This is a genomic window from Nocardioides sp. NPDC006303 (assembly GCF_040613175.1).
In the GTDB taxonomy this organism is placed as follows: Bacteria; Actinomycetota; Actinomycetes; order Propionibacteriales; family Nocardioidaceae; genus Nocardioides.
Genome location: NZ_JBEXRR010000027.1, coordinates 56096 through 77323, shown reverse-complemented (window position 1 = coordinate 77323; position 21228 = coordinate 56096). Strand labels below are relative to the sequence as shown.

The 21228-nt window shown below is 69.0% G+C and carries 22 protein-coding genes; 4 read left to right on the top strand and 18 right to left on the bottom strand.

The window, feature by feature from the left end; genetic code table 11:
- Positions 1–4 precede the first annotated feature (4 nt).
- The 5 genes from ABZY89_RS19860 to hisD form a co-directional block, all read right to left on the bottom strand.
- Complete coding sequence (locus tag ABZY89_RS19860) at positions 5–337, bottom strand: hypothetical protein (RefSeq protein WP_355229954.1); 333 nt, start codon at positions 335–337, stop codon at positions 5–7.
- Entirely contained in the window at positions 338–982 is a 645-nt protein-coding gene (gene hisH / locus ABZY89_RS19855; RefSeq protein ID WP_355229952.1) for an imidazole glycerol phosphate synthase subunit HisH, read from the bottom strand. It lies immediately after the preceding gene.
- A gap of 79 nt (positions 983–1061) precedes the next feature.
- Entirely contained in the window at positions 1062–1676 is a 615-nt protein-coding gene (gene hisB, locus ABZY89_RS19850; protein WP_355229950.1) for an imidazoleglycerol-phosphate dehydratase HisB, read from the bottom strand.
- Complete coding sequence (locus tag ABZY89_RS19845; RefSeq protein WP_355229949.1) at positions 1673–2767, bottom strand: histidinol-phosphate transaminase; 1095 nt, start codon at positions 2765–2767, stop codon at positions 1673–1675. Before ABZY89_RS19845 ends, hisB begins: the two co-directional genes overlap by 4 nt.
- Positions 2764–4074, bottom strand: a complete 1311-nt coding sequence (gene hisD / locus ABZY89_RS19840; RefSeq protein WP_355229948.1) for a histidinol dehydrogenase — start codon at positions 4072–4074, stop codon at positions 2764–2766. The genes ABZY89_RS19845 and hisD overlap by 4 nt, the downstream gene beginning before the upstream one ends.
- A gap of 138 nt (positions 4075–4212) precedes the next feature.
- On the opposite strand from hisD, the gene ABZY89_RS19835 reads away from it, so the two are divergent.
- From ABZY89_RS19835 to ybaK, 3 genes are all read left to right on the top strand, one after another.
- Positions 4213–4968, top strand: a complete 756-nt coding sequence (locus ABZY89_RS19835) for a hypothetical protein (protein WP_355229947.1) — start codon at positions 4213–4215, stop codon at positions 4966–4968.
- 75 nt (positions 4969–5043) lie between these two features.
- Complete coding sequence (locus tag ABZY89_RS19830; RefSeq protein WP_355229946.1) at positions 5044–5712, top strand: LON peptidase substrate-binding domain-containing protein; 669 nt, start codon at positions 5044–5046, stop codon at positions 5710–5712.
- A complete protein-coding gene (gene ybaK, locus ABZY89_RS19825; RefSeq protein WP_355229944.1) occupies positions 5712–6224 on the top strand; it encodes a Cys-tRNA(Pro) deacylase in 513 nt (170 codons plus the stop codon). Before ABZY89_RS19830 ends, ybaK begins: the two co-directional genes overlap by 1 nt.
- A gap of 106 nt (positions 6225–6330) precedes the next feature.
- Here ybaK and ABZY89_RS19820 read toward each other — a convergent pair whose 3' ends face one another.
- The 3 genes from ABZY89_RS19820 to dnaE form a co-directional block, all read right to left on the bottom strand.
- Complete coding sequence (locus ABZY89_RS19820; RefSeq protein ID WP_355229942.1) at positions 6331–7851, bottom strand: hypothetical protein; 1521 nt, start codon at positions 7849–7851, stop codon at positions 6331–6333.
- An 88-nt stretch (positions 7852–7939) separates the two neighbouring features.
- A complete protein-coding gene (locus ABZY89_RS19815; RefSeq protein WP_355229940.1) occupies positions 7940–8569 on the bottom strand; it encodes a hypothetical protein in 630 nt (209 codons plus the stop codon).
- On the bottom strand, positions 8554–12138 hold the full coding sequence (gene dnaE / locus ABZY89_RS19810; protein ID WP_355229939.1) for a DNA polymerase III subunit alpha: 3585 nt from the start codon (positions 12136–12138) through the stop codon (positions 8554–8556). The genes ABZY89_RS19815 and dnaE overlap by 16 nt, the downstream gene beginning before the upstream one ends.
- A 140-nt stretch (positions 12139–12278) precedes the next feature.
- Between dnaE and mmuM the strand changes: the two genes are divergently transcribed.
- Complete coding sequence (gene mmuM, locus ABZY89_RS19805) at positions 12279–13142, top strand: homocysteine S-methyltransferase (protein WP_355229937.1); 864 nt, start codon at positions 12279–12281, stop codon at positions 13140–13142.
- A gap of 1 nt (position 13143) precedes the next feature.
- Here mmuM and ABZY89_RS19800 read toward each other — a convergent pair whose 3' ends face one another.
- The 10 genes from ABZY89_RS19800 to ABZY89_RS19755 form a co-directional block, all read right to left on the bottom strand.
- Positions 13144–13611 (bottom strand): GNAT family N-acetyltransferase, encoded by a 468-nt coding sequence (locus tag ABZY89_RS19800; protein WP_355229935.1) that lies wholly within the window; start codon positions 13609–13611, stop codon positions 13144–13146.
- Complete coding sequence (locus ABZY89_RS19795; protein ID WP_355229933.1) at positions 13589–14530, bottom strand: RluA family pseudouridine synthase; 942 nt, start codon at positions 14528–14530, stop codon at positions 13589–13591. Before ABZY89_RS19795 ends, ABZY89_RS19800 begins: the two co-directional genes overlap by 23 nt.
- On the bottom strand, positions 14527–15123 hold the full coding sequence (lspA, locus tag ABZY89_RS19790; RefSeq protein WP_355229932.1) for a signal peptidase II: 597 nt from the start codon (positions 15121–15123) through the stop codon (positions 14527–14529). Before lspA ends, ABZY89_RS19795 begins: the two co-directional genes overlap by 4 nt.
- Positions 15096–15524, bottom strand: a complete 429-nt coding sequence (locus tag ABZY89_RS19785; RefSeq protein ID WP_160024321.1) for a TraR/DksA family transcriptional regulator — start codon at positions 15522–15524, stop codon at positions 15096–15098. Before ABZY89_RS19785 ends, lspA begins: the two co-directional genes overlap by 28 nt.
- 470 nt (positions 15525–15994) lie before the next feature.
- Positions 15995–16762, bottom strand: coding sequence for a DivIVA domain-containing protein (locus ABZY89_RS19780; RefSeq protein ID WP_229788310.1), 768 nt, complete (start codon positions 16760–16762; stop codon positions 15995–15997).
- Positions 16763–16914: 152 nt separating this feature from the next.
- A complete protein-coding gene (gene sepF, locus ABZY89_RS19775; RefSeq protein WP_355229930.1) occupies positions 16915–17400 on the bottom strand; it encodes a cell division protein SepF in 486 nt (161 codons plus the stop codon).
- Between the two features lie 36 nt (positions 17401–17436).
- A complete protein-coding gene (locus ABZY89_RS19770) occupies positions 17437–18141 on the bottom strand; it encodes a YggS family pyridoxal phosphate-dependent enzyme (protein WP_355229928.1) in 705 nt (234 codons plus the stop codon).
- Positions 18141–18851, bottom strand: coding sequence for a peptidoglycan editing factor PgeF (gene pgeF, locus ABZY89_RS19765; RefSeq protein ID WP_355229926.1), 711 nt, complete (start codon positions 18849–18851; stop codon positions 18141–18143). Before pgeF ends, ABZY89_RS19770 begins: the two co-directional genes overlap by 1 nt.
- A gap of 25 nt (positions 18852–18876) precedes the next feature.
- Positions 18877–20115, bottom strand: a complete 1239-nt coding sequence (gene ftsZ / locus ABZY89_RS19760; RefSeq protein ID WP_355229924.1) for a cell division protein FtsZ — start codon at positions 20113–20115, stop codon at positions 18877–18879.
- Positions 20116–20302: 187 nt separating this feature from the next.
- On the bottom strand, positions 20303–21217 hold the full coding sequence (locus ABZY89_RS19755; protein ID WP_355229922.1) for an FtsQ-type POTRA domain-containing protein: 915 nt from the start codon (positions 21215–21217) through the stop codon (positions 20303–20305).
- Positions 21218–21228: the final 11 nt, after the last annotated feature.

Genomic DNA, 21228 nt, shown 5'->3' with positions numbered 1-21228 from the left:
CACTTTAGCGGCGGAACAGCAGCGTGTAGACCACAGGCGCGACCAGCACCGATGCGATGGCCGAGAAGGTCACCGTGCCGACATCCTCGGTGACGAGGTAGACGAGCGCATTGAGGAGGAGCAGGACGACGATCAGGATCCGTACGTTGCGCCGCCGGCGCTCCGCGAGCGCACTGACCGGCCGGGAGCGGCGAGCCGGAACCCAAGCAGTCAACCGTTCACGCCGCGCTCGACGCGCCGAGGAGCGGGCCGCGCGGGCGGCCTGCTGCTCGGCGGCCTCGGCGGCCAGCCGCTCACGCTCGGCACGGGCCTTCGCCCGGGCTCCGGTCTGGGCCACCTACGCCGCCTTCAAGGAGGACACCCAGTTGCGCAGGACCGCGGCGCCGGCGTCGCCGGACTTCTCCGGGTGGAACTGGGTAGCGGTCAGCGGGCCGTTCTCGACGGCGGCCACGAACCGGTCGCCGCCGTGCTCGGCCCAGGTGACCAGCGGCGCGACGGTGCGGTCGTTGGTGACCAGGGTCCAGTCGCGTACGCCGTAGGAGTGCACGAAGTAGAACCGTTCCTTCTCGACACCCGCGAACAGGGACGTCCCGGACGGCGCGTCGAGCGTGTTCCAGCCCATGTGGGGCACGATCGGCGCCTGGAGGCGCTCGACGACGCCGGGCCACTCACCGCAGCCCTCGGTCTCGACACCGTGCTCGATGCCGGTCTCGAAGAGGATCTGCATGCCGACGCAGATCCCCATGACCGGACGGCCGCCGGCGAGACGCCGGGCGATGATCCGCTCGCCGCGGATCGCGCGCAGGCCCTTCATGCAGGCCTCGAAAGCCCCCACACCGGGCACCAGCAGACCGTCGGCCGCCATCGCGGCGTCGAGGTCACCGGTCAGCTCGACCGAGGCACCGGCGCGCTCGACGGCGCGGACGGCGGAGCGTACATTTCCGGAGCCGTAGTCCAGGACGACGACGGAGGGTGCACTCACAGCACCACGTCCGTAGCGCAAGCGCCAGAATACGAACGCGGCGCTGTATTGACACGATTGTTCACTCGCTGACGCTCGCTCACAGTGCGCCCTTCGTCGACGGGATCCCGGTCTCGCGCGGGTCGTAGGCGACCGCGTCGCGGAACGCGCGCGCGAACGCCTTGAACTGCGTCTCCACGATGTGGTGCGGCTCGCGCCCGGCGAGCACGTTGACGTGCATCGTCAGGTGAGCGTGGTGGGCGATGGAGTCGAAGATGTGCTGGGTCAGGGAGCCGAGGTAGGGCACACCCGAGCCGCCGAGCAGCACGTACTGCTGGCCCTCCGGCTCGCCGGTGTGGACCGAGTACGGCCGGCCGGAGACGTCCACGACGCAGCGTACGAGCGCCTCGTCGAGCGGGACGGTCGCGTCGCCGTAGCGACGGATGCCCTTCTTGTCACCGAGCGCCTGGCGAAGCGCCTGGCCGAGGACGATCGCGGTGTCCTCGACGGTGTGGTGGGCGTCGATGTGTACGTCGCCCTCGGAGTGCACGGTCAGGTCGACGAGGGAGTGCCGCCCGAAGGCGGTCAGCATGTGGTCGTAGAAGCCGACGCCCGTCGAGACGTCCACCCGTCCGGTGCCGTCGAGGTTCACCTCGACGACGACCTTCGACTCCGAGGTCTCCCGCTCGATCCGGGCAGTCCGTGCCGAACTCATACGCGTGCTCCGTTCACATCGGTCAAAGCTTGCTTGAAAGCGGTCATCTCGTCGGGTGTCCCGACCGAGACCCGCAGCCATCCGTCGGGCCCGGTCTCGCGGATCAGCACTCCGCGGTCGAGGAGCCCCTGCCAGACGGCGTGCCGATCGGCGTAACGCCCGAAGAGGACGAAGTTGGCGTCCGAGTCGGCGACCTCGAGCCCCTGCTCACGCAGCCACTCGACCAGCGTGTCCCGCTCCTCGCGAAGATCGGCCACGTAGCCCAGCAGCTCCGGCGCGTGCCGCAGGGCCGCGCTCGCCGCCGCCTGGGTCACCGCGGAGAGGTGGTAGGGCAGGCGTACGACGCGGATCGCGTCACAGATCGCCGGGTCGGCCGCCAGGTAGCCGAGCCGCAGCCCGGCCCCGGCGAACGCCTTCGACATCGTGCGGGTGACGACCAGGTTGCGGTGCTCGGAGAGCAGCTCGAGCGCCGAGGGCACCCCGGCCCGCCGGAACTCGCCGTAGGCCTCGTCGACCACGACGATGCCGCCGTCGCCGACGGCCTCGCACAGCACGGTGACCGCCTCCGGCGGCAGCGCGGTGCCGGTGGGGTTGTTGGGGCTCGGCAGCAGTACGACGTGGGGCCGGGTCTCCTCGACCAGCGCCCGCGCCTTCTCCAGGTCGATCGCGAAGTCGCTCTCGCGGTGTCCGACGACCCACTCGGTGTTGGTGTCGCGGGCGTACTCCGGATACATCGAGTAGGTCGGCGCGAAGCTGATCGCGGTGCGCCCCGGACCACCGAAGGCCTGCAGCAGCTGCAGCATCACCTCGTTGGACCCGTTGGCCGCCCACACCTGCTCCGGCGCGATCTGCGCCTCCACATCCGAGGAGAGGTACGCAGCCAGCCCCTCCCGCAGCGCGACGAACTCGCGGTCCGGGTAGCGGTTGAGCGTGCGCGCCGCCTCGCCGACGCTGGCCGCGATGTCGGCGACCGTCTCGGCGGAGGGCTGGTAAGGGTTCTCGTTGACGTTGAGCTGGACCGGGACGTCCAGCTGCGGAGCGCCGTAGGGCTCGATCCCGGCGAGCTCGGCACGGATCGGGGGCCAGCTCATGAGGAGAACCTCACCGACACGGCCGCGCCGTGGCCCGGCAGGTCCTCGGCCTCGGCGAGCGTGACCACGTGGTCCTTGACCGCGGCCAGCCCCTCGCGGGAGTAGTCGACGACGTGGATCGACTTGGTGAAGGCTCGCACCGAGAGACCCGAGGAGTGGCAGGCGCAGCCGCCGGTGGGCAGCACGTGGTTGGACCCGGCGCAGTAGTCGCCCAGGGACACCGGAGCGTAGGAGCCGACGAAGATCGCGCCGGCGTTGCGGATCCGGCCGGCGACCCGGGCGGCGTCGGGGGTGTGGATCTCGAGGTGCTCGGCGGCGTACGCGTTCACGACGTCGACGCCCTGGTCGATGTCATCGACGAGCACGATGCCCGACTGCGCGCCGGTCAGCGACGTACGGATCCTCTCGACGTGCTTGGTCGCGGCGACCTGCTTGTCGAGCTCGGCCTCCACGTCGGCGGCGAGCGTCTCGGAGTCGGTGACCAGCACCGAGGCGGCCAGCGGGTCGTGCTCGGCCTGGGAGATCAGGTCGGCGGCGACGTAGGCGGCCTCGGCGGTCTCGTCGGCGAGGATCGCGATCTCGGTCGGGCCCGCCTCGGAGTCGATCCCGACCTGGCCCTTGAGCAGGCGCTTCGCGGTGACGACGTAGATGTTGCCGGGGCCGGTGACCATGTCGACGCGCTCGCACGGATCGACGCCGTAGGCGAACATCGCGATCGCTTGGGCGCCGCCGACGGCGTAGACCTCATCGACGCCCAGCAGCGCGCACGCGGCCAGGATGGTGGGCTGCGGAAGCCCACCGAACTCTTTCTGCGGCGGCGAGGCCAGCGCGATCGAGGGCACCCCGGCGACCTGCGCCGGAACGACGTTCATCAGCACCGAGGAGACCAGCGGAGCCAGACCACCGGGCACATAGAGCCCCACGCGCCCCACCGGCACCTTGCGGTGCGTCACCCGGGCGCCGGGCGCCAGGTCGGTGACCGCGTCCTGCTCGAGCTCGGCGGCACAGGTCGTACGCAGCCGCGCGATCGACTCCTCGAGCCCGGCCCGGATCGCCGGGTCGAGCTCGTCGAGCGCCTTGGTCAGCGCCGCGGCCGGGACCCGGATGTCGTCGACGCGGACGCCGTCGAACTTCTCGGAGAACTCGGCGATCGCCTCCCGGCCGCGCTCGCGGACGGCGTCGATGATCGGCTGCACCGCATGAGTGGCCGCCTCGATGTCGAACTCGGCACGCGGAACGGCGGCGCGGTAGTCGATGGTCGAAGCGGCGCCTCTGTCGGCACCCCTCAGGTCGATGCGGCGGATCATGCCTCAAGTCTACGAGTGGGCGGCCTCCGGAGCCGATCTGCCGACGCCACGTGGACGCCGCCCGACACGCGGCGGAGAGACGCATATGGCGCCCCGATCCGGGTACTCGGAGATCCGACCCACCAAAGGAGGATCGTCATGGCACTGACACGACCGTTCCACCGACAACACCAGCAAGCAGACGAGAACCAGCCCGGCGTCGACGAGAACCACGCCTCGACCCGCGACTACCACCCCGGTGGTCCGGCGGTCGTCGGCCACGACGACCGCGTCGAGCGCCCGCACAACGCCGAGGGCGAGGCCGGCCCCCTGCGCGCGGGCGACGCCGTCGAGCACCATCGCCACGCCGAGGAGGGCCGACGTGCCGCTCTCCACGACACCTACGGAGGCATGAACTGGGGCGCCTGCTTCTTCGGCTGGCTGGTCGCCATCGGAGTCACCGTTCTTCTCGGGGCGATCATCAGCGCCGTCGCCTCGGCGATCGGAGCCAACCAGAACTGGACCCAGACGGACCTGGAGGAGATGTCCGGCACGGTCGGTATCGCGGCGGCGATCACGCTCGCCGTGGTGATGTTCGTCGGCTACTACGCCGGCGGGTACGTCGCCGGCCGGATGTCCCGCTTCGACGCCCGCCGACAGGGCCTGGGCGTCTGGATCGTTGCGATCGTGGCGATGATCATCGCTGCCATCGCAGGCACCCTGTTCGGCACCAGCTACGACATCATGCGGCAGGTCGACCTGCCCAGCGTGGGGCTGAGCACCGACCAGCTCAGCTGGGGCGCCGTGATCACCGGCATCGCACTCCTGGCCGTGATGCTCGTCGGGGCACTCGTCGGCGCCGCCGCCGGTCAGCGCTACCACACCAAGATCGACCGGGCGGTCTACGACGACTGACGACTCGGGTCGGCAGCTGAAACAACACGGGGGTTCGCGGGCGCACACGCCCGCGGCCCCCATAGGTTGGTGCCCGTGAACGAGCGCCAGCGACTACCCATGTTCCCGCTCAACGCGGTCCTGTTTCCCGGCGTGACCCTGCCGCTGCGCGTCTTCGAGGACCGCTACCGCGCGATGGTGCACCACCTGCTCCGCCAGGAAGAGGAGGACCGCCACTTCGGCTCGGTCGCGATCCGCGAGGGCTACGAGGTCGGCGAGACCGGCGCGCAGTCGCTCTACCGCGTCGGGGTGAAGCTGCTGATCACCGAGGTGGAGCGGCACGACGACGGCTCCTTCGACCTCGAGGTGCTCGCGGTCGACCGGATCCGGATGGACAGCCTGGTCAGCTCGGGCGACTTCCCCCTCGCCGACATCGAGGACCTCCCCGAGGATCACGTCGCGGTCCCGCACGCCATCGTCGACACCGCACGAGCGACCTTCACCGCCTACCGAGCCGCGCTGCTGGAGTTCCGCGACGACCCGTTCTCCGGCTCGCTCCCGAAGGACCCGGAGTTCCTCTCCTGGACCATCTCGGCCACCACTCCCCTGCCCATGCCCGACCGGCAGGCGCTCCTGGAGGCACCCGACGCCGGCGTACGCCTCGGCATGGCCACCGACCTGCTCCGCTCCGAGCTCAAGGCGATGAACGTCATCCCCTCGTTGCCCGCGACCGAGGTCGCCCGCACGAAGTGGTCCCCCAACTGATGCCGAAGAAACAGGGCGGGAAGCAGTCCGGGAAGCGAGCCGGCGGAGGAACCCCGGCGACCGTCGCCCTCACCCAGGCCGGCATCGACTACACCCTGCACCCGTACGAGCACGATCCGCGCGCCGAGTCCTACGGCCTGGAGGCCGCCGAGGCCCTCGGCGTCGAGCCGAAGCAGGTCTTCAAGACGCTGATGGCCGCCCTGGACGGGAAGCTCGTCGTCGGCATCGTGCCCGTCACCGGCCAGCTCGATCTCAAGGCGCTGGCCCGCGCGCTGGGTGGCTCGAAGGCGCAGATGGCCGAGGTGACCGCCGCCGAGCGTGCGACCGGCTACGTCGCCGGCGGAATCTCCCCCGTCGGCCAGAAGCGTCCCCACCCGACCGTCCTGGACGAGTCCGCCACGACGTACGACTCGATCTACGTCTCCGGCGGCCGCCGCGGCCTGGACATCGAGCTCTCCCCCGCCGACCTGATCAAGATCACGGACGCCACCACGGCCCCCATCGCCAGATGACCCCCGAGTCGGCGCGAACTGACCAAAACCCACGCCGAGTCGGCTCGTCATGACGAGCCGACTCGGCGACGGATCCTGTCAGTTCGAGCCGACTCGGCTCGGCAGGTCAGTCGACGGTGATGCGAGCCAGGGCTCGCGAGGTGTCGCCGTCCAGGTAGGCGCTGAAGCCGAGCTGGCCGAGCGCCTCGATGTCGTCGGCGACCTCGGGAGCCTCGGCCGCCACTAGGTCGTCGAGACCGTCGAAGTCGACGTAGACCACCCCGGAGGAGTCCTCGGCGTTGGGGACCGCGTTCTTGAACTTGTCGGTCTCTGCCAGACCACCGTCGGCGAGCAGGTCCTTGCTGTAGTCGCCCGTCCCGACGGAGGTCACCTCGCCCTCGCTGTCGACGCTGACGATGCCCTGAGCACCGAAGCCCGCGGCGAGGTCGCCGACGAACTTCTCGACATCGGCAGAGTCGGCACCGTCGAGCTTGATCCCGATGTCCAGGGAGTCCGGAGCACTCAGGTCGATCTCGCCGGCAGCGATCGCGAAGCTGTCTCCGAGGAGCTTCTCTAGGTCACCGGGCGCCATCCCGAGCATCTGCGTGAACTGGTCCTCCGCGCCGCTCCCGGCCAGGCCGGTCGTGAGCCAGCCGTCGGCCGGGTTGGCCGCGATCACCGCGGTGGTGTCCTTCGGCAGGGTGCCGGCGATGGTGCCGGCCTCCATGGACTCGGCCTGCTCACCCACCGTCGAGGCGGCCTCGAGCTCGAAGGCGTTCTCGTCGGCACGTACGGTGAAGGCCCCGCCACCGAAGTCCTTCATCGCCGACCGGATCGTGTCGGCCAGGGCGGCCGGGTCGGGCATCGGCGCGATCCCACCCATCGGGTTCTCGGCGAGCTCTCCCTCGGCCTCGTCGAACACGCCGTTCTCAGCCGCGTCGGCGATCGCGTCGGGCAGCTCCTTGGCGGCGTACGCCGTGATGAACCCGGTGCCGCCGACGTCACCGGTCCACTTCTCGAAGCCGGCGTCCTCGGCCAGGGTGCCAGCCTCCACCGCCTTCTCGATCGCGGCCAGATCGTCGTCGGTCTCCGCGATGAGCGCCCAACCATCAGAGACCGCCCACGCGGACTCCGAGCCGCCGCACTCGGCGAGCTTGGGAAGGCCGGCCTCGGCATCGGACTCGTCGGTGACCTGGAGGGCGAACGCGAGCACCGGCTCCGCGTCCGTGGGGACTGCGCCGACCGCGGCCTTGTAGCCGATCCACGGCTCGACGTCCGCGGCGAAGTCGAGCTCGTCACAGGCGTTCGTGAACAGCATCTCGCGCGGGTCCTCGCCCTGCTTCAGGCCGAGCTCCTTCTCGAGCGAAGGCAGCTTTCGCAGCGTCGGCAGGGCGTCCTTGGCCTCGGTCAGGTCGATCTCGGCGTAAGCGACGGTCGAGGCGGGGAACGCCTCTGCCGGGGAGCTCCCGGCGTTGCTCAGTGCGACCGCGGTGACGGTGCCGGCGGTCGCCAGCACAGCGACGCCGACGACAGCTGCCGCGCCGATGATCAGCGGCTTCCTGCTCTTTCCAGCAGGGTCCCCGCCGAGGTCGAGGATCTCTGTCGCCTCCGGTCCAGACGGGTTCTGACCGGGCGTGTTCTCTGACATCAGTGACTTTCAGGTTCTGTCGGTCAGCACTGTGCCAACCGTCCAACCTGTTGAATCTACGCCGACCAACGGCGGCTGTCCGCCGAATTTACCTTTCGGTCGCGGCCTGCTGCCCCTCGAGCTCGTGATCCGCGGGAGGGTGCGGCGCCCACATCAAGAAGATGACCATGAGCGCCAGCATCGCCGAGCCCGGGACGAGGAGGACCAGCCACGGCGAGGCCAGCTGGAAGCTGTCCTCCAGCACGGTGCCGTCGGCGGCACCCTTGGCGAGACCATTGGGGTCCTCGGGCGAGAGCAGCGAGGTGATCAGCAGCATCAGGCCGCCACCGATCGCACCGCCGACCATCAGCGCACCGAGGGTGACCAGCTCGGAGCGGTTGAGCCAGACTGCGGCCGCGATGCCGACCAGCAGGCCGAGCACGATCGCGCAGACCGAGAACCACGCTGTCGCGGCGAAGACGCCCTGATCGATGTTCTGCCCGATGGCGGGCGGGTCGATCGAGATGAGCCCGCGGTACCACTTGTCCTCGAGCACCATCCCGGTCGGCGGCGTCCACAACGTCGCCGCCGCGAGACCAGCCACGAGGCCGCCGGCGATGAAGGCGGCCACGATGATGGCCACCTGGACCAGCACCGGACGGGACAGGTCGGGGCGGGCGGAGCGGTGGCCGGTCGCGTAGAGACTGGGCGGCGGCGGCACGATCAGATTGTCAGGCATCCTGGTCCGAGGAGTTGTTTGAGGTCGGCGAACAGCTCGGGAGTCGGTGCCACCCGCAGCCGGTCATCGAGCTTCATGACCCGGGTCGCGTCCCGTGTCATCAACCGTAGCCTGACCTCGGCTACTCCGGGATAGGTGGTCAGTACGTCACGCAGCGACGCGATCACCTGCGGCGTGCACCGCGTCGAGGGCAGCGAGATCACCACCGGTCCCCCGGCGGCACCCGGGCCGCCGGTCAGGTCGGGGACGGTGACCTCCTGGCCACGCAGCTCGGGCTGGTCCTTGTCGCGGGAGAGCTGGCCCTTGACCCGGATGATCGAGTCCTCGACCAGATGCGGCGCGGCCAGCTGGTAGGACGACGGGAAGAGCAGCACCTCGACCGAGCCCTCGAGGTCCTCCAGGGTCACCGTCGCCCAGGCGTCGCCCTTCTTGGTGATGCGCCGGTTGACGTTGGTGACCAGTCCGGAGACCGTGACGGTGGTGTTGTGGGGTCGCGTCTCGTCGGTCATCAGCTGACCGATGGTGCAGTCGGTGCCGTTGGCGAGGACGTGCTCCAGGCCCATCAGCGGGTGGTCGGAGACGTAGAGACCCAGCATCTCCCGCTCATGGCCGAGCAGGGTCATCTTGTCCCACTCGTCCATGTCGGGGATGGCCACCGAGACGCCGAAGCCGTCGCCGCCGTCCTCGTCGAGGCCGCCGAAGAGCGAGTCCTGGCCGATCGCCTCGTTGCGCTTGATGTCGATGTACTGGTCCACGGCGGTCTCATGGATCGCCACCAGCGCGCGGCGGCGGTGCTTCATGTCGTCGAAGGCACCGGCCTTGATCAGCGACTCGATCACGCGCTTGTTGCAGGCCCGCTCGGGCACCTTGGAGAGATAGTCGTTGAAGTCCTCGAAGCGCCCCTTGGAGGTGCGGGCCTCGACGATGCCGTCGACCACCTGGGCGCCGACGTTGCGCACGGCGGTCAGGCCGAAGCGGATGTCGCTGCCGACCGCGGTGAAGTCGTGGGCGGACTCGTTGACGTCGGGCGGCAGCACCGCGATCTTCATCCGGCGACACTCGTTGAGGTAGATCGCCATCTTGTCCTTGTCGTTCTTGACCGAGGTCAAGAGCGCGGCCATGTATTCGGTCGGGTAGTTGGCCTTGAGGTAGGCGGTCCAGTAGGTGACCACGCCGTAGGCCGCCGAGTGCGACTTGTTGAAGGCGTAGTCGGAGAACGGCAGCAGGATCTCCCAGATCGTGTCGATCGCCTTCTGGGAGTAGCCGCGCTCGAGCATGCCGGCCTGGAAGCCGGCGTACTGCTTGTCGAGCTCGGCCTTCTTCTTCTTGCCCATCGCGCGGCGCAGGTTGTCGGCCTGTCCGAGCGAGAACCCGGCCAGGACCTGGGCGATCGACATCACCTGCTCCTGATAGACGATCAGGCCGTACGTCTCCCCCAGCACCTCGGCGAGCGGCTTCTCGAGCTCGGGGTGGATCGGCACGATCGGCTCGCGGCCGTTCTTGCGGTGGGCGTACTTGTTGTGGGAGTCGGCACCCATCGGGCCGGGTCGGTAGAGCGCGGAGACCGCGGTGATGTCGGCGAACCGGTCGGGGAGCATCGAGCGCAGCAGCGCCCGCATGCCACCACCATCGAGCTGGAAGACGCCGAGCGTGTCGCCGCGCTGCATCAGCTCATAGGTCGGCTTGTCGTCGAAGGGGACCTCCTCGAGCACCAGGTCGATGTCGCGGTTGGCGCGGATGTTGCCGAGCGCGTCCTCGAGGGTGTGGAGGTTGGAGAGGCCCAGGAAGTCCATCTTGACCAGGCCGAGCGCCTCGCAGGTCGGATACTCGAACTGCGTGACGACCTGGCCGTCCTGCTTGGGCTCCATCAGCGGGACGATGTCGATGATCGGCTCAGAGGCCATGATCACGCCCGCGGCGTGGATGCCGGTCTGCCGGATCTGGCCCTCGAGACCGAGCGCGGTCTCGTAGATCTTGCGGACGTCGGGGTCGGTGTCGTGCAGAGCCCGGAAGTCGCCACCCTCGCCGTAGCGCTTGTGGTCGGGGTTGAACAGCTCCTTGAGCGGAACGCCCTTGCCCATCACGTCGGGCGGCAGCGCCTTGGTGATCCGGTCGCCGATCGCGAAGCCGTGGTCGAGGATGCGGGCGGCGTCCTTGATCGCCTGCTTGGCCTTGATCCGGCCGAAGGTGGCGATCTGGGCGACCTTCTCCGCGCCGTACTTCTCGGTGACGTACTTGATCGTCTCGCCGCGGCGATGGTCGTCGAAGTCGATGTCGAAGTCGGGCATCGAGGGACGCTCGGGGTTGAGGAACCGCTCGAAGAAGAGTCCGTGCTCGAGCGGGTCGAGATCGGTGATCCGCAGCGCGTACGCCACGATCGAGCCGGCACCGGAACCACGGCCCGGTCCGATCCGGATGCCGTTGTCCTTGGACCACTGGATGAAGTCGGCGACCACCAGGAAGTAGCCCGGGTAGCCCTTCTGCAGGATGACGTCGATCTCGAACTCGACGCGGTCCCGGACCTCTTGGGTCGTCTTCTCGCCCGGGTAGCGCAGCTCGATGCCGCGCCAGGTCTCCTTGCGCAGCCACGACTCCTCGGTCTCGCCCTCGGGGATGTCGGCGAGCGCCATGTAGCCACCGGTCGACTCGGTGAACTGCACGTCGCAGCGCTCGGCGATCAGCAGGGTGTTGTCGCAGGCCTCGATCAGGTCCTGCCGGCCCCACAGCTCGCGCATCTCGGCGGCGGTCTTGATGTAGTAGCCGCTGCCCTCGAACGCGAACCGCTTGCCGCCCTTGGAGTAGGGCGGCTCGGTCATCCGGCTGCCCGACTGGACGCACAGCAGCGCCTCGTGGGCGGCGGCGTCCTCGGGGTTGTTGTAGTGGGAGTCGTTGGTCGCGACCGGGCGGATGTTCATCGCCTTGCCGAGCTTGAGCAGGTCGTCACGGACCCGCTTCTCGATGGAGATGCCGTGGTCCATCAGCTCGAGGAAGACGTTGTCCTTCCCGAAGATGTCCTGCAGCTCACCGGCCTCCTTGAGCGCCTCGTCCCACTGGCCCAGCCGCAGCCGGGTCTGGATCGCGCCCGAGGGGCAGCCGGTGGAGACGATGATCCCCTTGGAGTGCTCGGCGAGGATCTCCTTGTCCATCCGCGGCTTGAAGTAGTAGCCCTCCAGGCTGGAGCGGCTCGAGAGCCGGAAGAGGTTGTGCATCCCCTCGGTGGACTCGGCCCACATCGTCATGTGGGTGTAGGCACCACCACCCGAGACGTCGTCGCCGCCCTCCTGCGCCTGGTCGCCCTTGCCCCAGCGCACCCGCTTGCGCTCGCCGCGCGGGGTGTTCGGCGTGATGTAGGCCTCGATGCCGATGATCGGCTTCACGTCGTGCTTACGCGCCTTCGACCAGAAGTCGTAGGCGCCGTGCATGTTGCCGTGGTCGGTCATCGCGATCGCCGGCATCTCCAGCTCGGCGGTGCGCGAGAACAACCCGTCGAGGAGCGAGGCTCCGTCCAGCATCGAGTATTCGGTGTGGACGTGCAGGTGGACGAAAGAGTCCTTGGAGCCGGCCGCCATTGGCGTGGAGCCCTCCTCGAGGTCGAACGGATGGAGCGGGCGCAGGAGCCCGTGCTCAAACGGACGACCTGGGGGAAGGACTACAGACTATCTGGCGCCACCGACAGTTTTTCGGGCGGCTGGCCGTACAGTCTTGAGTTGTGGTGACGATCCTCGACGGCGGCCTGTCCAACGCGCTGGAAGCACGCGGTCACGATGTCTCCGGGGCCCTGTGGACGGCCCGGCTGCTTGACGAGTCGCCCGCGGAGATCGCCGCGGTCCACCGCGCCTACTTCACCGCCGGCGCCGACGTCGCCACGACCGCCAGCTACCAGGCCAGCGTGCCCGGTTTCGTGGAGGCCGGGATGACCCAGACGTACGCCACCGAGCTGCTGCGCCGCAGCGTCCGCGTCGCGCGCGAGGTCGCCGAGGAGGCTCCTGGACGCCTGGTCGCCGCCTCGATCGGACCCTATGGCGCCTACCTGGCCGACGGGTCCGAGTACCGCGGCCGCTACGGCGTCTCGGCGGCCGTGCTGCGTGACTTCCACGCACCCCGGCTGGCGCTGCTCGAGACCGAGGACCCCGACCTCATCGCGGTCGAGACCATCCCCGACATCGAGGAGGCCGAGGTGCTGGTCGACCTCCTCGACGACATCGGTCTTCCGGTGTGGTTCTCCTACTCCTGCGCCGGCACCCGCACCCGCGCCGATCAGCCCCTGGCCGACGCCCTGGCGCTGGCCGCGGGCATCCGCTCGGTGGTCGCCGTCGGCGTCAACTGCTGCGACCCGGCCGACGTCCCCGCCGCCGTCCAGCTGGCCGCCGCCACCGGCGAGCCCGCCGTCGTCTACCCCAACACCGGAGAGACCTACGCCGACGGCGCCTGGACCGGCAGCCCTCACTTCCGGCCCGGAGAGGCCCTCTCCTGGGCGCGGTCCGGGGCTGCGTACGTCGGTGGCTGCTGCCGCGTCGGACCCGCCGAGATCGCCCTCATCGCGGCCGAGATGGACCACCTGAAGGGCGAGTAGGTCAGGACCAGGCCATCCGTACGTCGGGAGTCTTCTCCTGGTTGGCCGAGCCGTCGGTCCGCTCGACCTCACGCAGTCCGTGGCGGGCGTAGAAGGCTCGCGCGGGGGTGTTCATCTCGAAGACCCACAGGCCGAAGCCGTCGGGGGTCAGCGACTTCACCAGGTCGAGCAGCATGGTGCCGATCCCGGTCCCCTGGGCGCGGGGGTGGACGAAGAGGTCGTCGAGCCAGGTCGGGGTGAAGGCGACGAAGGCCGAGACGACGCCGTCGACCTCCGCGACCCAGACCTGCGACCCCTTCTGGGGCGCCAGGACCTTGACCGCGAGCCACTCCCGGATGTCCGACTCCGGGTAGATCGGCGCCGGCATCGGCGCGGCGGCACGTGCCTCGACGTAGGTGCGGACGATCTCGGCGATGTCCTCGGACTCCGCCGGGCGGAGCACCGCCTCAGTCGGAGTCGCGAATGACATCGAGGGCGTGCTGGAGGTCGTCGGGATAGGTCGACTCGAAGGTGACGTACTCACCGGTCTCCGGGTGCTCGAAGCCGAGCTGCACCGCGTGCAGCCACTGCCGCTCGACCCCGACTCGCCGCGCCAGAGCGGGGTCGGCGCCGTAGGTGAGGTCGCCGACGCACGGGTGCTTCAGCGCAGACATGTGGACGCGGATCTGGTGGGTGCGCCCGGTCTCGAGGTGGATCTCGAGCAGCGAGGCGAACCGATGCGCCTCGAGCGTCTCGTAGTGGGTCACCGACTGACGCCCGTCCGCGCGGACCGCGAACTTGTAGTCGTACTTCGGGTTGCGCCCGATCGGCGCGTCGATCGTCCCCTCGAGCGGGTCGGGATGGCCCTGGACCAGCGCGTGGTAGGTCTTGTCGACCGTACGCTGCCGGAACGCGTTCTTGAGGACGGAGTAGGCGTGCTCGGACTTGGCGATCACCATCACGCCCGAGGTGCCGACGTCGAGGCGCTGGACGATGCCCTCGCGCTCCTTGGCTCCTGAGGTGGAGATCCGGAAGCCGGCCGCGACGAGGTGACCGACGACGGTCTTCCCCTGCCAGCCCGGCGAGGGGTGGACGGCGACACCGACGGGCTTGTCGATCACCACGAAGGCGTCGTCGTCGTAGATGATCTTGATGCCCTCGACGATCTCGGGCTTGATCTCCAGAGGGTCCGCCTGCGACGGGATCGTCGCGTCGAGCATCGACCCGGCGCTGACCCGGTCGCTCTTGGCCACGACCGAGCCGTCAACGGTCACCAGCCCTTCGGCGATCAGCTCCGCCGCGCGGGTGCGGGAGAGGCCGAACAGCCGCGCCATGGCGGCGTCGACCCGTTCCCCCTCCAGGCCGTCCGGGACGTGCAGCGTGCGCTGATCGGCGTGACCGAAGTTCACTTCTTCTCGCCCTCGGGCTCGTCCGAGGTGTCATCGGACTCGTCCGCCGCACCGCCGTCGATCGACCCGTCCAGCCCGATCCCCTTGAACGAGAAGATCACGATCAGCACCGCGGCGACGTTGATGCACATGTCGGCGACGTTGAAGATCGGCCAGTTGGGCAGCTGCAGGAAGTCGACCACGTGCCCGACGTAGAAGCCCGGCTCACGCAGGAGCCGGTCGACCAGGTTGCCGCTGATGCCGGCGACCAGGATGCCGAGCGCGATGGCCCAGCCCCGGTGGCGCACCCGGCGCGCGAACCAGAGCACACCGATCGTGGCCACGATCGAGAGCGTCGTGAAGACCCAGGTGTAGCCGGTGCCGGTCGAGAAGGCCGCTCCCGGGTTACGGATGATGTTGAGCTGGAGGACCGAGCCGATCAGCTCCTGCGGCTGCCCGGGAACGAGCGTCGCGACCGCCCAGAGCTTCGTGATCTGGTCGATGACCAGGAGAAACACTGCGACGGTCGCGAACTCGGCCCATCGAACAGGGCGCACGTCGGACTCAGGACCGGTATGTGCGTCGCTCAGCGACGCTCCTCGCGCTGCTTGCATGTCATGCACAGTGTGGCACGCGGGAATGCCATGAGCCGCATCTTGCCGATCGGCTCCCCACACGACTCACAGATGCCGTACGAGCCGTCCTCGAGGTATCCCAGGACACGCTCGATCTGGGCCAGCTTGTCCTTCTCGCTGTTGACCACGGTCAGCTCGTGGTCACGCTCGAAGCTGGTCGCGCCCATGTCGGCCTGGTCCTGGCCGGCACCGTCGCCGGAGTCCTTCATCAGGCCGGAGAGCTCGGCTTCGAGAGCGGTGAGCACCTCGAGGCTGTGAGCCCTCATCTCGTGAAGCTCGTCGATGACCTCGTTGAGCTCATCCTTCGTCCACGGGTCCTCGCCGTCCTTGACCTTCAGCTGGTCAGGAGAGACGACGGTCTTGGTTGCTTTCTTAGGCACGGCACTCGCTTTCTGGTGTGAGACACGGCCCCCCCGGGCCGCACGGTGGTCAGTTTTGGCTTAGGCGCTCGCCGCGGCCACCGACGTGGAAGCCGTGACGTAGGAGCTGGTATTCCCAGAAAGCTCGGGCGTCGCCACGTGGACGCGCCCGACTGCCGCGCTGGCGCGACACCTCATCGGTACAGACATGGAGTCCCCTTTCTCCTGCCGTCACTTCGCGCCGCCGAGTCGGTGCGGAGTGCGTGCCCGGAATGTAGCCCGGGATTCGGCTCCACTCAACTAACACACCGAAACTGCACGCATATTGGTCCGCAGCGCGGAAAAACTCCGAAATCCTCTTACAGGACCCGCCTCACCTGCTACAACGCGTTCCTGCCGCGGCCGGCGGGCTCCGTCAGGACGCAGCGGACGTACGCATCGGCCGGCCCCGCGATGCGGGACCGGCCGATGGAAGCCTGACTACGAGGACCTCAGCCCTCGTCCTCCCCCAGGATGGAGCGCAGGCGCTTGGGCGCCGGGCCCGACTCGTTGACGGCGGCGGCCATCACGGGCGCCTGTGACTCAGCCGAGTTGTTGAGCGCGTCGAGCTGCTGCGTGAAGTAGCTCTTCAGGCGGGAGCGGTACTCACGCTCGAAGTTACGCAGTGTGTCGACCTCGGTGGTCAGGTTGTCCTTCTCACGCTCGAGCTCGCCGAAGAGCTGCTGGCGACGCTCGGCGGTCTCGCTGTCGAGCATCTGCGCACGAGTTCGCGCGTCGGCCTCCATGCGGTCGGCCTTCGACTTCGACTCGGCCTCGAGGCGCTCGGCCTTGGTGCGGGCCTCGCCGACGATCTTGTCGGCGTCGTTCTTGGCAGTGTCGATGAGCGCGTCGTGGTTGCGCGTGGCCAGCTCGAGCAGGCGCGCGGCGGCGTTGGACGCCTCCGGCACGGTCTCGACCCGGATCGTCTCGATGCCGCCGGTCTGCGGTGCCTCCTGATACATCGGCATCTGGTGCGAGACCGGCTCAGGAGCCGGCATCGGCTCAGGAGCAGGCGGCTCGGGAGCCATCGGGAAGGACGGACCCCCACCCGACTGCGCAGATGCCAACTTCCCGCGAAGGTCGTCGTTCTCCCGGGTGAGACGTGCCAGTTCGGCCTCGACCTCGTCGAGGAACTGGTCCACCTCGCCCATGTCGTAGCCCTCGCGGAGCCGGACGGGAGTAAAGCGCTTGTTGCTCACGTCCTCTGGCGTCAGCGGCATGACCTCACCCATTCATTACTCGGTTGACTCAGACGTACGGACTGCACCGCCGGGGGGCGGCATCAGGTAATGCTGTCGAAACTCTAGCGCCTGTCCGTAGACATGCCAGATGCGGACCGCATCCAGGCACCTACGAGCAGGTGTCGAAGGCCTCAGCTCTGGTTGAAGAAGCCGCCCTCAACGATCCTCTGCTTGGCCTCAGCCGTGACCGAAACGTTCGCAGGTGAGATAAGAAACACCTTGTTGGTGACCCTCTCGATGTTCCCATAGGTAGCAAAGATCAGGCCCGCCGCAAAGTCGACGAGCCGTTTCGCGTCCGGATCGTTCATCTCGGTGAGGTTCATGATCACCGGCGTGCCGTCGCGGTAGTTCTCGCCGATCTGACGCGCTTCGTTGTAGGACGTCGGGGTCAGCGTGATGATCTTGGAAAGCTCTGCCACTGCAGGCACCACCGTTGCTCGTCGCCGCTCGGAAAGGTCTGCCACCGGAGCCGGGCGTGACTGCTTCGACCGCACCGGCGCCTTGACTGCCTCGTGGGAGCGGGTCTCGTCGTCGTCACCCTCGTAGACATCGTCGTCGTACCCGGTGTCCTCAAGCAGGCCGAGGTATTCACCGAACCTGCGCATCGCGCCGCTCATGTCGCCACCTTCCCCAAAGTATTGCTGACCGAGACATTACTTGACAGTTGGCCTCTCTCCGAGGACCGCAGACCCGACACGTACGTGTGTCGCGCCATGGGCAATCGCCTGCTCCAGGTCGCCGCTCATCCCCGCCGACAGCACCGTCGCCTCGGGATACTCGACCAGGAAGTCCTCGCGGATCCGCGCGAGCCGGACGAATGCCTGCTCCGGTTCCTCGCCGAGAGGCGCGACCGCCATCAGGCCCCGCAGCCGGAGCCCGTCGGTCGTCTCGACCTCAGCAGCCAGGTCGCGTACGTCGCCGGGATCCGCCCCGGCGCGACCCTCGCGTCCGGGCGGGTCGAGGGACACCTGCAGGAGCACGTCGAGGATCTGGCCACGCTCCCCCGCGCCGCGGCTGAGCCGGGGCAGCAGCGAGGACCGGTCGACGGACTCGACCACGTCGGCGTAGCCGGCCACGGCGGCCGCCTTGTTGGACTGGAGCCCGCCGATGTAATGCCAGCGCAGACCGAGGTCGGCGCACTCGGCTGCCTTGGCCGCCGCCTCCTGGTGGCGGTTCTCGCCGACGTCGGTGACGCCGAGGCCGGCCAGGATGCGTACGTCGGAGGCGGGGAAGAACTTGGTGACCACGACGAGGTGGACGTCGTCGGCGGGGCGACCAGCGGCCTTGGCGGCCACCGCGATCCGCTCGCGGGTCTCGGCGAGCCCCGCGGCGATCTCATCGGCGCGATCGGTCGCCATCAGGCACCACGCAGCCGGATCAGGGCGCCCAGCGACATGCCGGCGCCGTCGCGGCGGTAGGAGTAGAGGTCGTCGGACTCGCGGGTGCAGCGGCCGGCGTCGACCGTCTCGACGCCCTCGCGGGCCAGCTGGGCGAGCACTCCGGCGCCGACGTCGAGGCTCGGCGTGCCCCAGCTCGTGGTGGCGCGCGCGGCCGGCTCGACCGCGGCGATCTCCTCCTGCATCTCGGCAGGCACCTCGTAGCACTTGCCGCACACGTGCGGCCCCACCCAGGCGCTGATCCGGGTCGCGCCGAGCGCGCGCATCCGGGCGATCGTCTCGGGCACGACGCCGGCCGCCATCCCCTTGCGTCCGGCGTGCGCCGCACCGATGACCCCGGCCGCCTCGTCCGCGAACAGCACGGGTACGCAGTCGGCGGTGCGGACCAGCAGCACCAGGTCGCGCTCGGTGGTGACGATTCCGTCCGCCTCGGGGCGGGTGCCGCACTCCGCGTCGACGACCGCGTTGCCGTGGACCTGGTAGAGGTCGGCGTAGGGCGCGCCGTCGGCGAAGTCGGCCAGCAGCAGCCGATGGTTCTCGGCCTTCGCCTCCGGCGAGTCCGATCCGTTGACCGCCAGGTTGAGCTCGGCGTACGGAGCGAGACTGACCCCGCCGTACCTGTCGGTGAACGCCAGGTCGACGAGGCCTGCTGAGGCTCGGAACGAATACAAGAAAGGGACCTACTTCAAACTGTGTTTACTTGAGGAAGTCGGGAACGTCGAGCTCGTCATCGCTGTACTGGACGCTCGGAGCGGGCTTCTTGGCGACCGGCGCGGGCTCGGCCGGCGGAGCCGCGGGGGGAGGCGTGGCCGGGGCCGGCTTGGCGGGCTTGGCCGGCTCGGCGGCCGGGGTCTCCTCGGCCTCCTCGGCGCGCCGGGTCGCGACCGCGGTGGCCACGGCGGCGGTCTCGCCGTTGTTGGCCGACTGGGAGCTGGTCGAGCGGCTCTGCATGGTGCCGAGTGCCGACTGGCCCTCGCGGCGCTTGGGCATGCCACCGTCGAAGCCGGCCGCGATCACGGTGACCCGGACCTCGTCGCCGAGCGCGTCGTCGATGGTCGCGCCGAAGATGATGTTGGCCTCCTGGTGGACCGCGTCGGCGACCAGCGCAGCGGCCTCGTTGATCTCGAAGAGGCCGAGGTCGGAGCCGCCCGCGATCGAGAGCAGGACTCCGTGGGCGCCGTCGATCGACGCCTCCAGCAGCGGCGAGGAGACGGCCATCTCGGCGGCCTCGACGCTGCGGTTGTCACCGCGGGCGGAGCCGATGCCCATAAGCGCCGAGCCGGCGTTGGACATGACCGACTTCACGTCGGCGAAGTCGAGGTTGATCAGGCCGGGCGTGGTGATCAGGTCGGTGATGCCGGAGACACCCTGCAGCAGCACCTGGTCGGCCTGGCGGAAGGCGTCCATCACCGAAACGTTGCGGTCCGAGATCGACAGCAGCCGGTCGTTGGGGATGACGATGAGGGTGTCGACCTCCTCGCGGAGCTTGGCGATCCCGTCCTCGGCGGAGTTGGCGCGACGACGGCCCTCGAAGGCGAACGGGCGGGTCACCACACCGATGGTCAGTGCGCCGAGGGAGCGGGCGATGCGGGCCACGACCGGGGCGCCACCGGTGCCGGTGCCGCCACCCTCGCCGGCAGTCACGAAGACCATGTCGGCGCCCTTCATGACCTCTTCGATCTCATCGGCGTGGTCCTCGGCGGCACTCTCCCCCACGCTCGGGTTGGCGCCGGCACCGAGACCGCGGGTCAGCTCGCGACCGATGTCGAGCTTGACGTCGGCGTCGCTCATCAGCAGCGCCTGGGCGTCGGTGTTGATGGCGATGAACTCGACCCCCTTGAGGCCGACCTCGATCATCCGGTTGACAGCGTTGACGCCGCCGCCACCGATGCCGACGACCTTGATGATCGCCAGATAGTTCTGTGCAGCTCCCACGGTGGTCGCCCCTTCGATCGCTGGTTGGTCCTTACGACGGGCTTCTCAACCCTTACCCTCAGCCTGAGGGTTATAGTTATGTCAACCTCGCCGTTCTCAGAACAGTAGGCAGACGTACGTCCTCAAACTGGCGCGACACGCGGATGCGGATCAGTTGTGCCGATCCGTTGCCTTCGAGTAGAGAAGGTCAGTCGACGCTCTTGCTGGTGACGGGCTGGCCGGGCACGGAGACGTCGTAGCGGGCCACGTCGGGCTCGGCCTTCATCAACGCGACCAGGACGTCGGCCTTGGTGTCGGACTGGGCGCTGCTCCCCCACACCACCCGCTTGTCGTTGCGCAGCTCCAGGGAGATCGAGTCGACGGTGGTCACCTCGACGTGGTCGACCGTCTTGGCGAGGTCGGCCGGGAGCGCCGAGGCCACCGAGGCGGCCTCGCGGAGCGCGTCGGAGTTGGTGCCGGTGACGGTGTTCACCATCGGCAGACCTCGCGGCGCCTTCTTGTAGTCCCAGAAGACCGTGCCGGTCTCGTCGAGAGCACGGAGCCGGCCGCCGATGGAGACGACGGCCACCGGCGTACGTTCGGTGACGTCGACCCGGATCTTGTCGGGCCACTCGCGCGAGACGTTGACCGAGCGCACCATCGGCAGCCCGTTGAGCACGCGCACCTGCACGGCCTCGAGGTCGGCGGTCGCCAGCGGCTCGCCGACCGGGACTGCCGCGAACTCGACGACCTGCTTCGCATTGGTCATCTTCATCGAGCCGTGCACGGAGGTGCCCTTGACCTGCAGCCAGGTGGAGAAGTAGACCGCCCAGATCCCACCGAGCAGGAGCGCGATGACCAGGGTGCCGACGATCAGATAGCGCCACGCCAGCCAGCGCCGGCGCCACTGCCGCCTGGCGAAGGCCTTGCGGCTCTTCAGCGTCGCCGGATCGACCGCCGCAGGCTCGTCCTGAGACTCCGCCGGCTCCGGTTCGGTGCTCGACTCGGCGCCGGCCTTGGCCTCCTCCGACTCGAGGTCGATCTCTCGCTCCCCGGACGCCGACTGGGCGATCTCCAGGGCCTCGGCGATCTCGGTCTCCACACCGGGCCCCTTCTCCCCCATGCTCGCCTCCC

Excerpts from the sequence above, each read along its gene's own strand:
- hisB (WP_355229950.1), bottom strand. The coding sequence starts at position 1,676 with ATGAGTTCGGCACGGACTGCCCGGATCGAGCGGGAGACCTCGGAGTCG.
- ABZY89_RS19845 (WP_355229949.1), bottom strand. The coding sequence starts at position 2,767 with ATGAGCTGGCCCCCGATCCGTGCCGAGCTCGCCGGGATCGAGCCCTAC.
- hisD (WP_355229948.1), bottom strand. The coding sequence starts at position 4,074 with ATGATCCGCCGCATCGACCTGAGGGGTGCCGACAGAGGCGCCGCTTCG.
- ABZY89_RS19835 (WP_355229947.1), top strand. The coding sequence starts at position 4,213 with ATGGCACTGACACGACCGTTCCACCGACAACACCAGCAAGCAGACGAG.
- ybaK (WP_355229944.1), top strand. The coding sequence starts at position 5,712 with ATGCCGAAGAAACAGGGCGGGAAGCAGTCCGGGAAGCGAGCCGGCGGA.
- ABZY89_RS19820 (WP_355229942.1), bottom strand. The coding sequence starts at position 7,851 with ATGTCAGAGAACACGCCCGGTCAGAACCCGTCTGGACCGGAGGCGACA.
- ABZY89_RS19815 (WP_355229940.1), bottom strand. The coding sequence starts at position 8,569 with ATGCCTGACAATCTGATCGTGCCGCCGCCGCCCAGTCTCTACGCGACC.
- dnaE (WP_355229939.1), bottom strand. The coding sequence starts at position 12,138 with ATGGCGGCCGGCTCCAAGGACTCTTTCGTCCACCTGCACGTCCACACC.
- ABZY89_RS19800 (WP_355229935.1), bottom strand. The coding sequence starts at position 13,611 with ATGTCATTCGCGACTCCGACTGAGGCGGTGCTCCGCCCGGCGGAGTCC.
- lspA (WP_355229932.1), bottom strand. The coding sequence starts at position 15,123 with ATGCAAGCAGCGCGAGGAGCGTCGCTGAGCGACGCACATACCGGTCCT.
- ABZY89_RS19780 (WP_229788310.1), bottom strand. The coding sequence starts at position 16,762 with ATGCCGCTGACGCCAGAGGACGTGAGCAACAAGCGCTTTACTCCCGTC.
- sepF (WP_355229930.1), bottom strand. The coding sequence starts at position 17,400 with ATGAGCGGCGCGATGCGCAGGTTCGGTGAATACCTCGGCCTGCTTGAG.
- ABZY89_RS19770 (WP_355229928.1), bottom strand. The coding sequence starts at position 18,141 with ATGGCGACCGATCGCGCCGATGAGATCGCCGCGGGGCTCGCCGAGACC.
- ABZY89_RS19755 (WP_355229922.1), bottom strand. The coding sequence starts at position 21,217 with ATGGGGGAGAAGGGGCCCGGTGTGGAGACCGAGATCGCCGAGGCCCTG.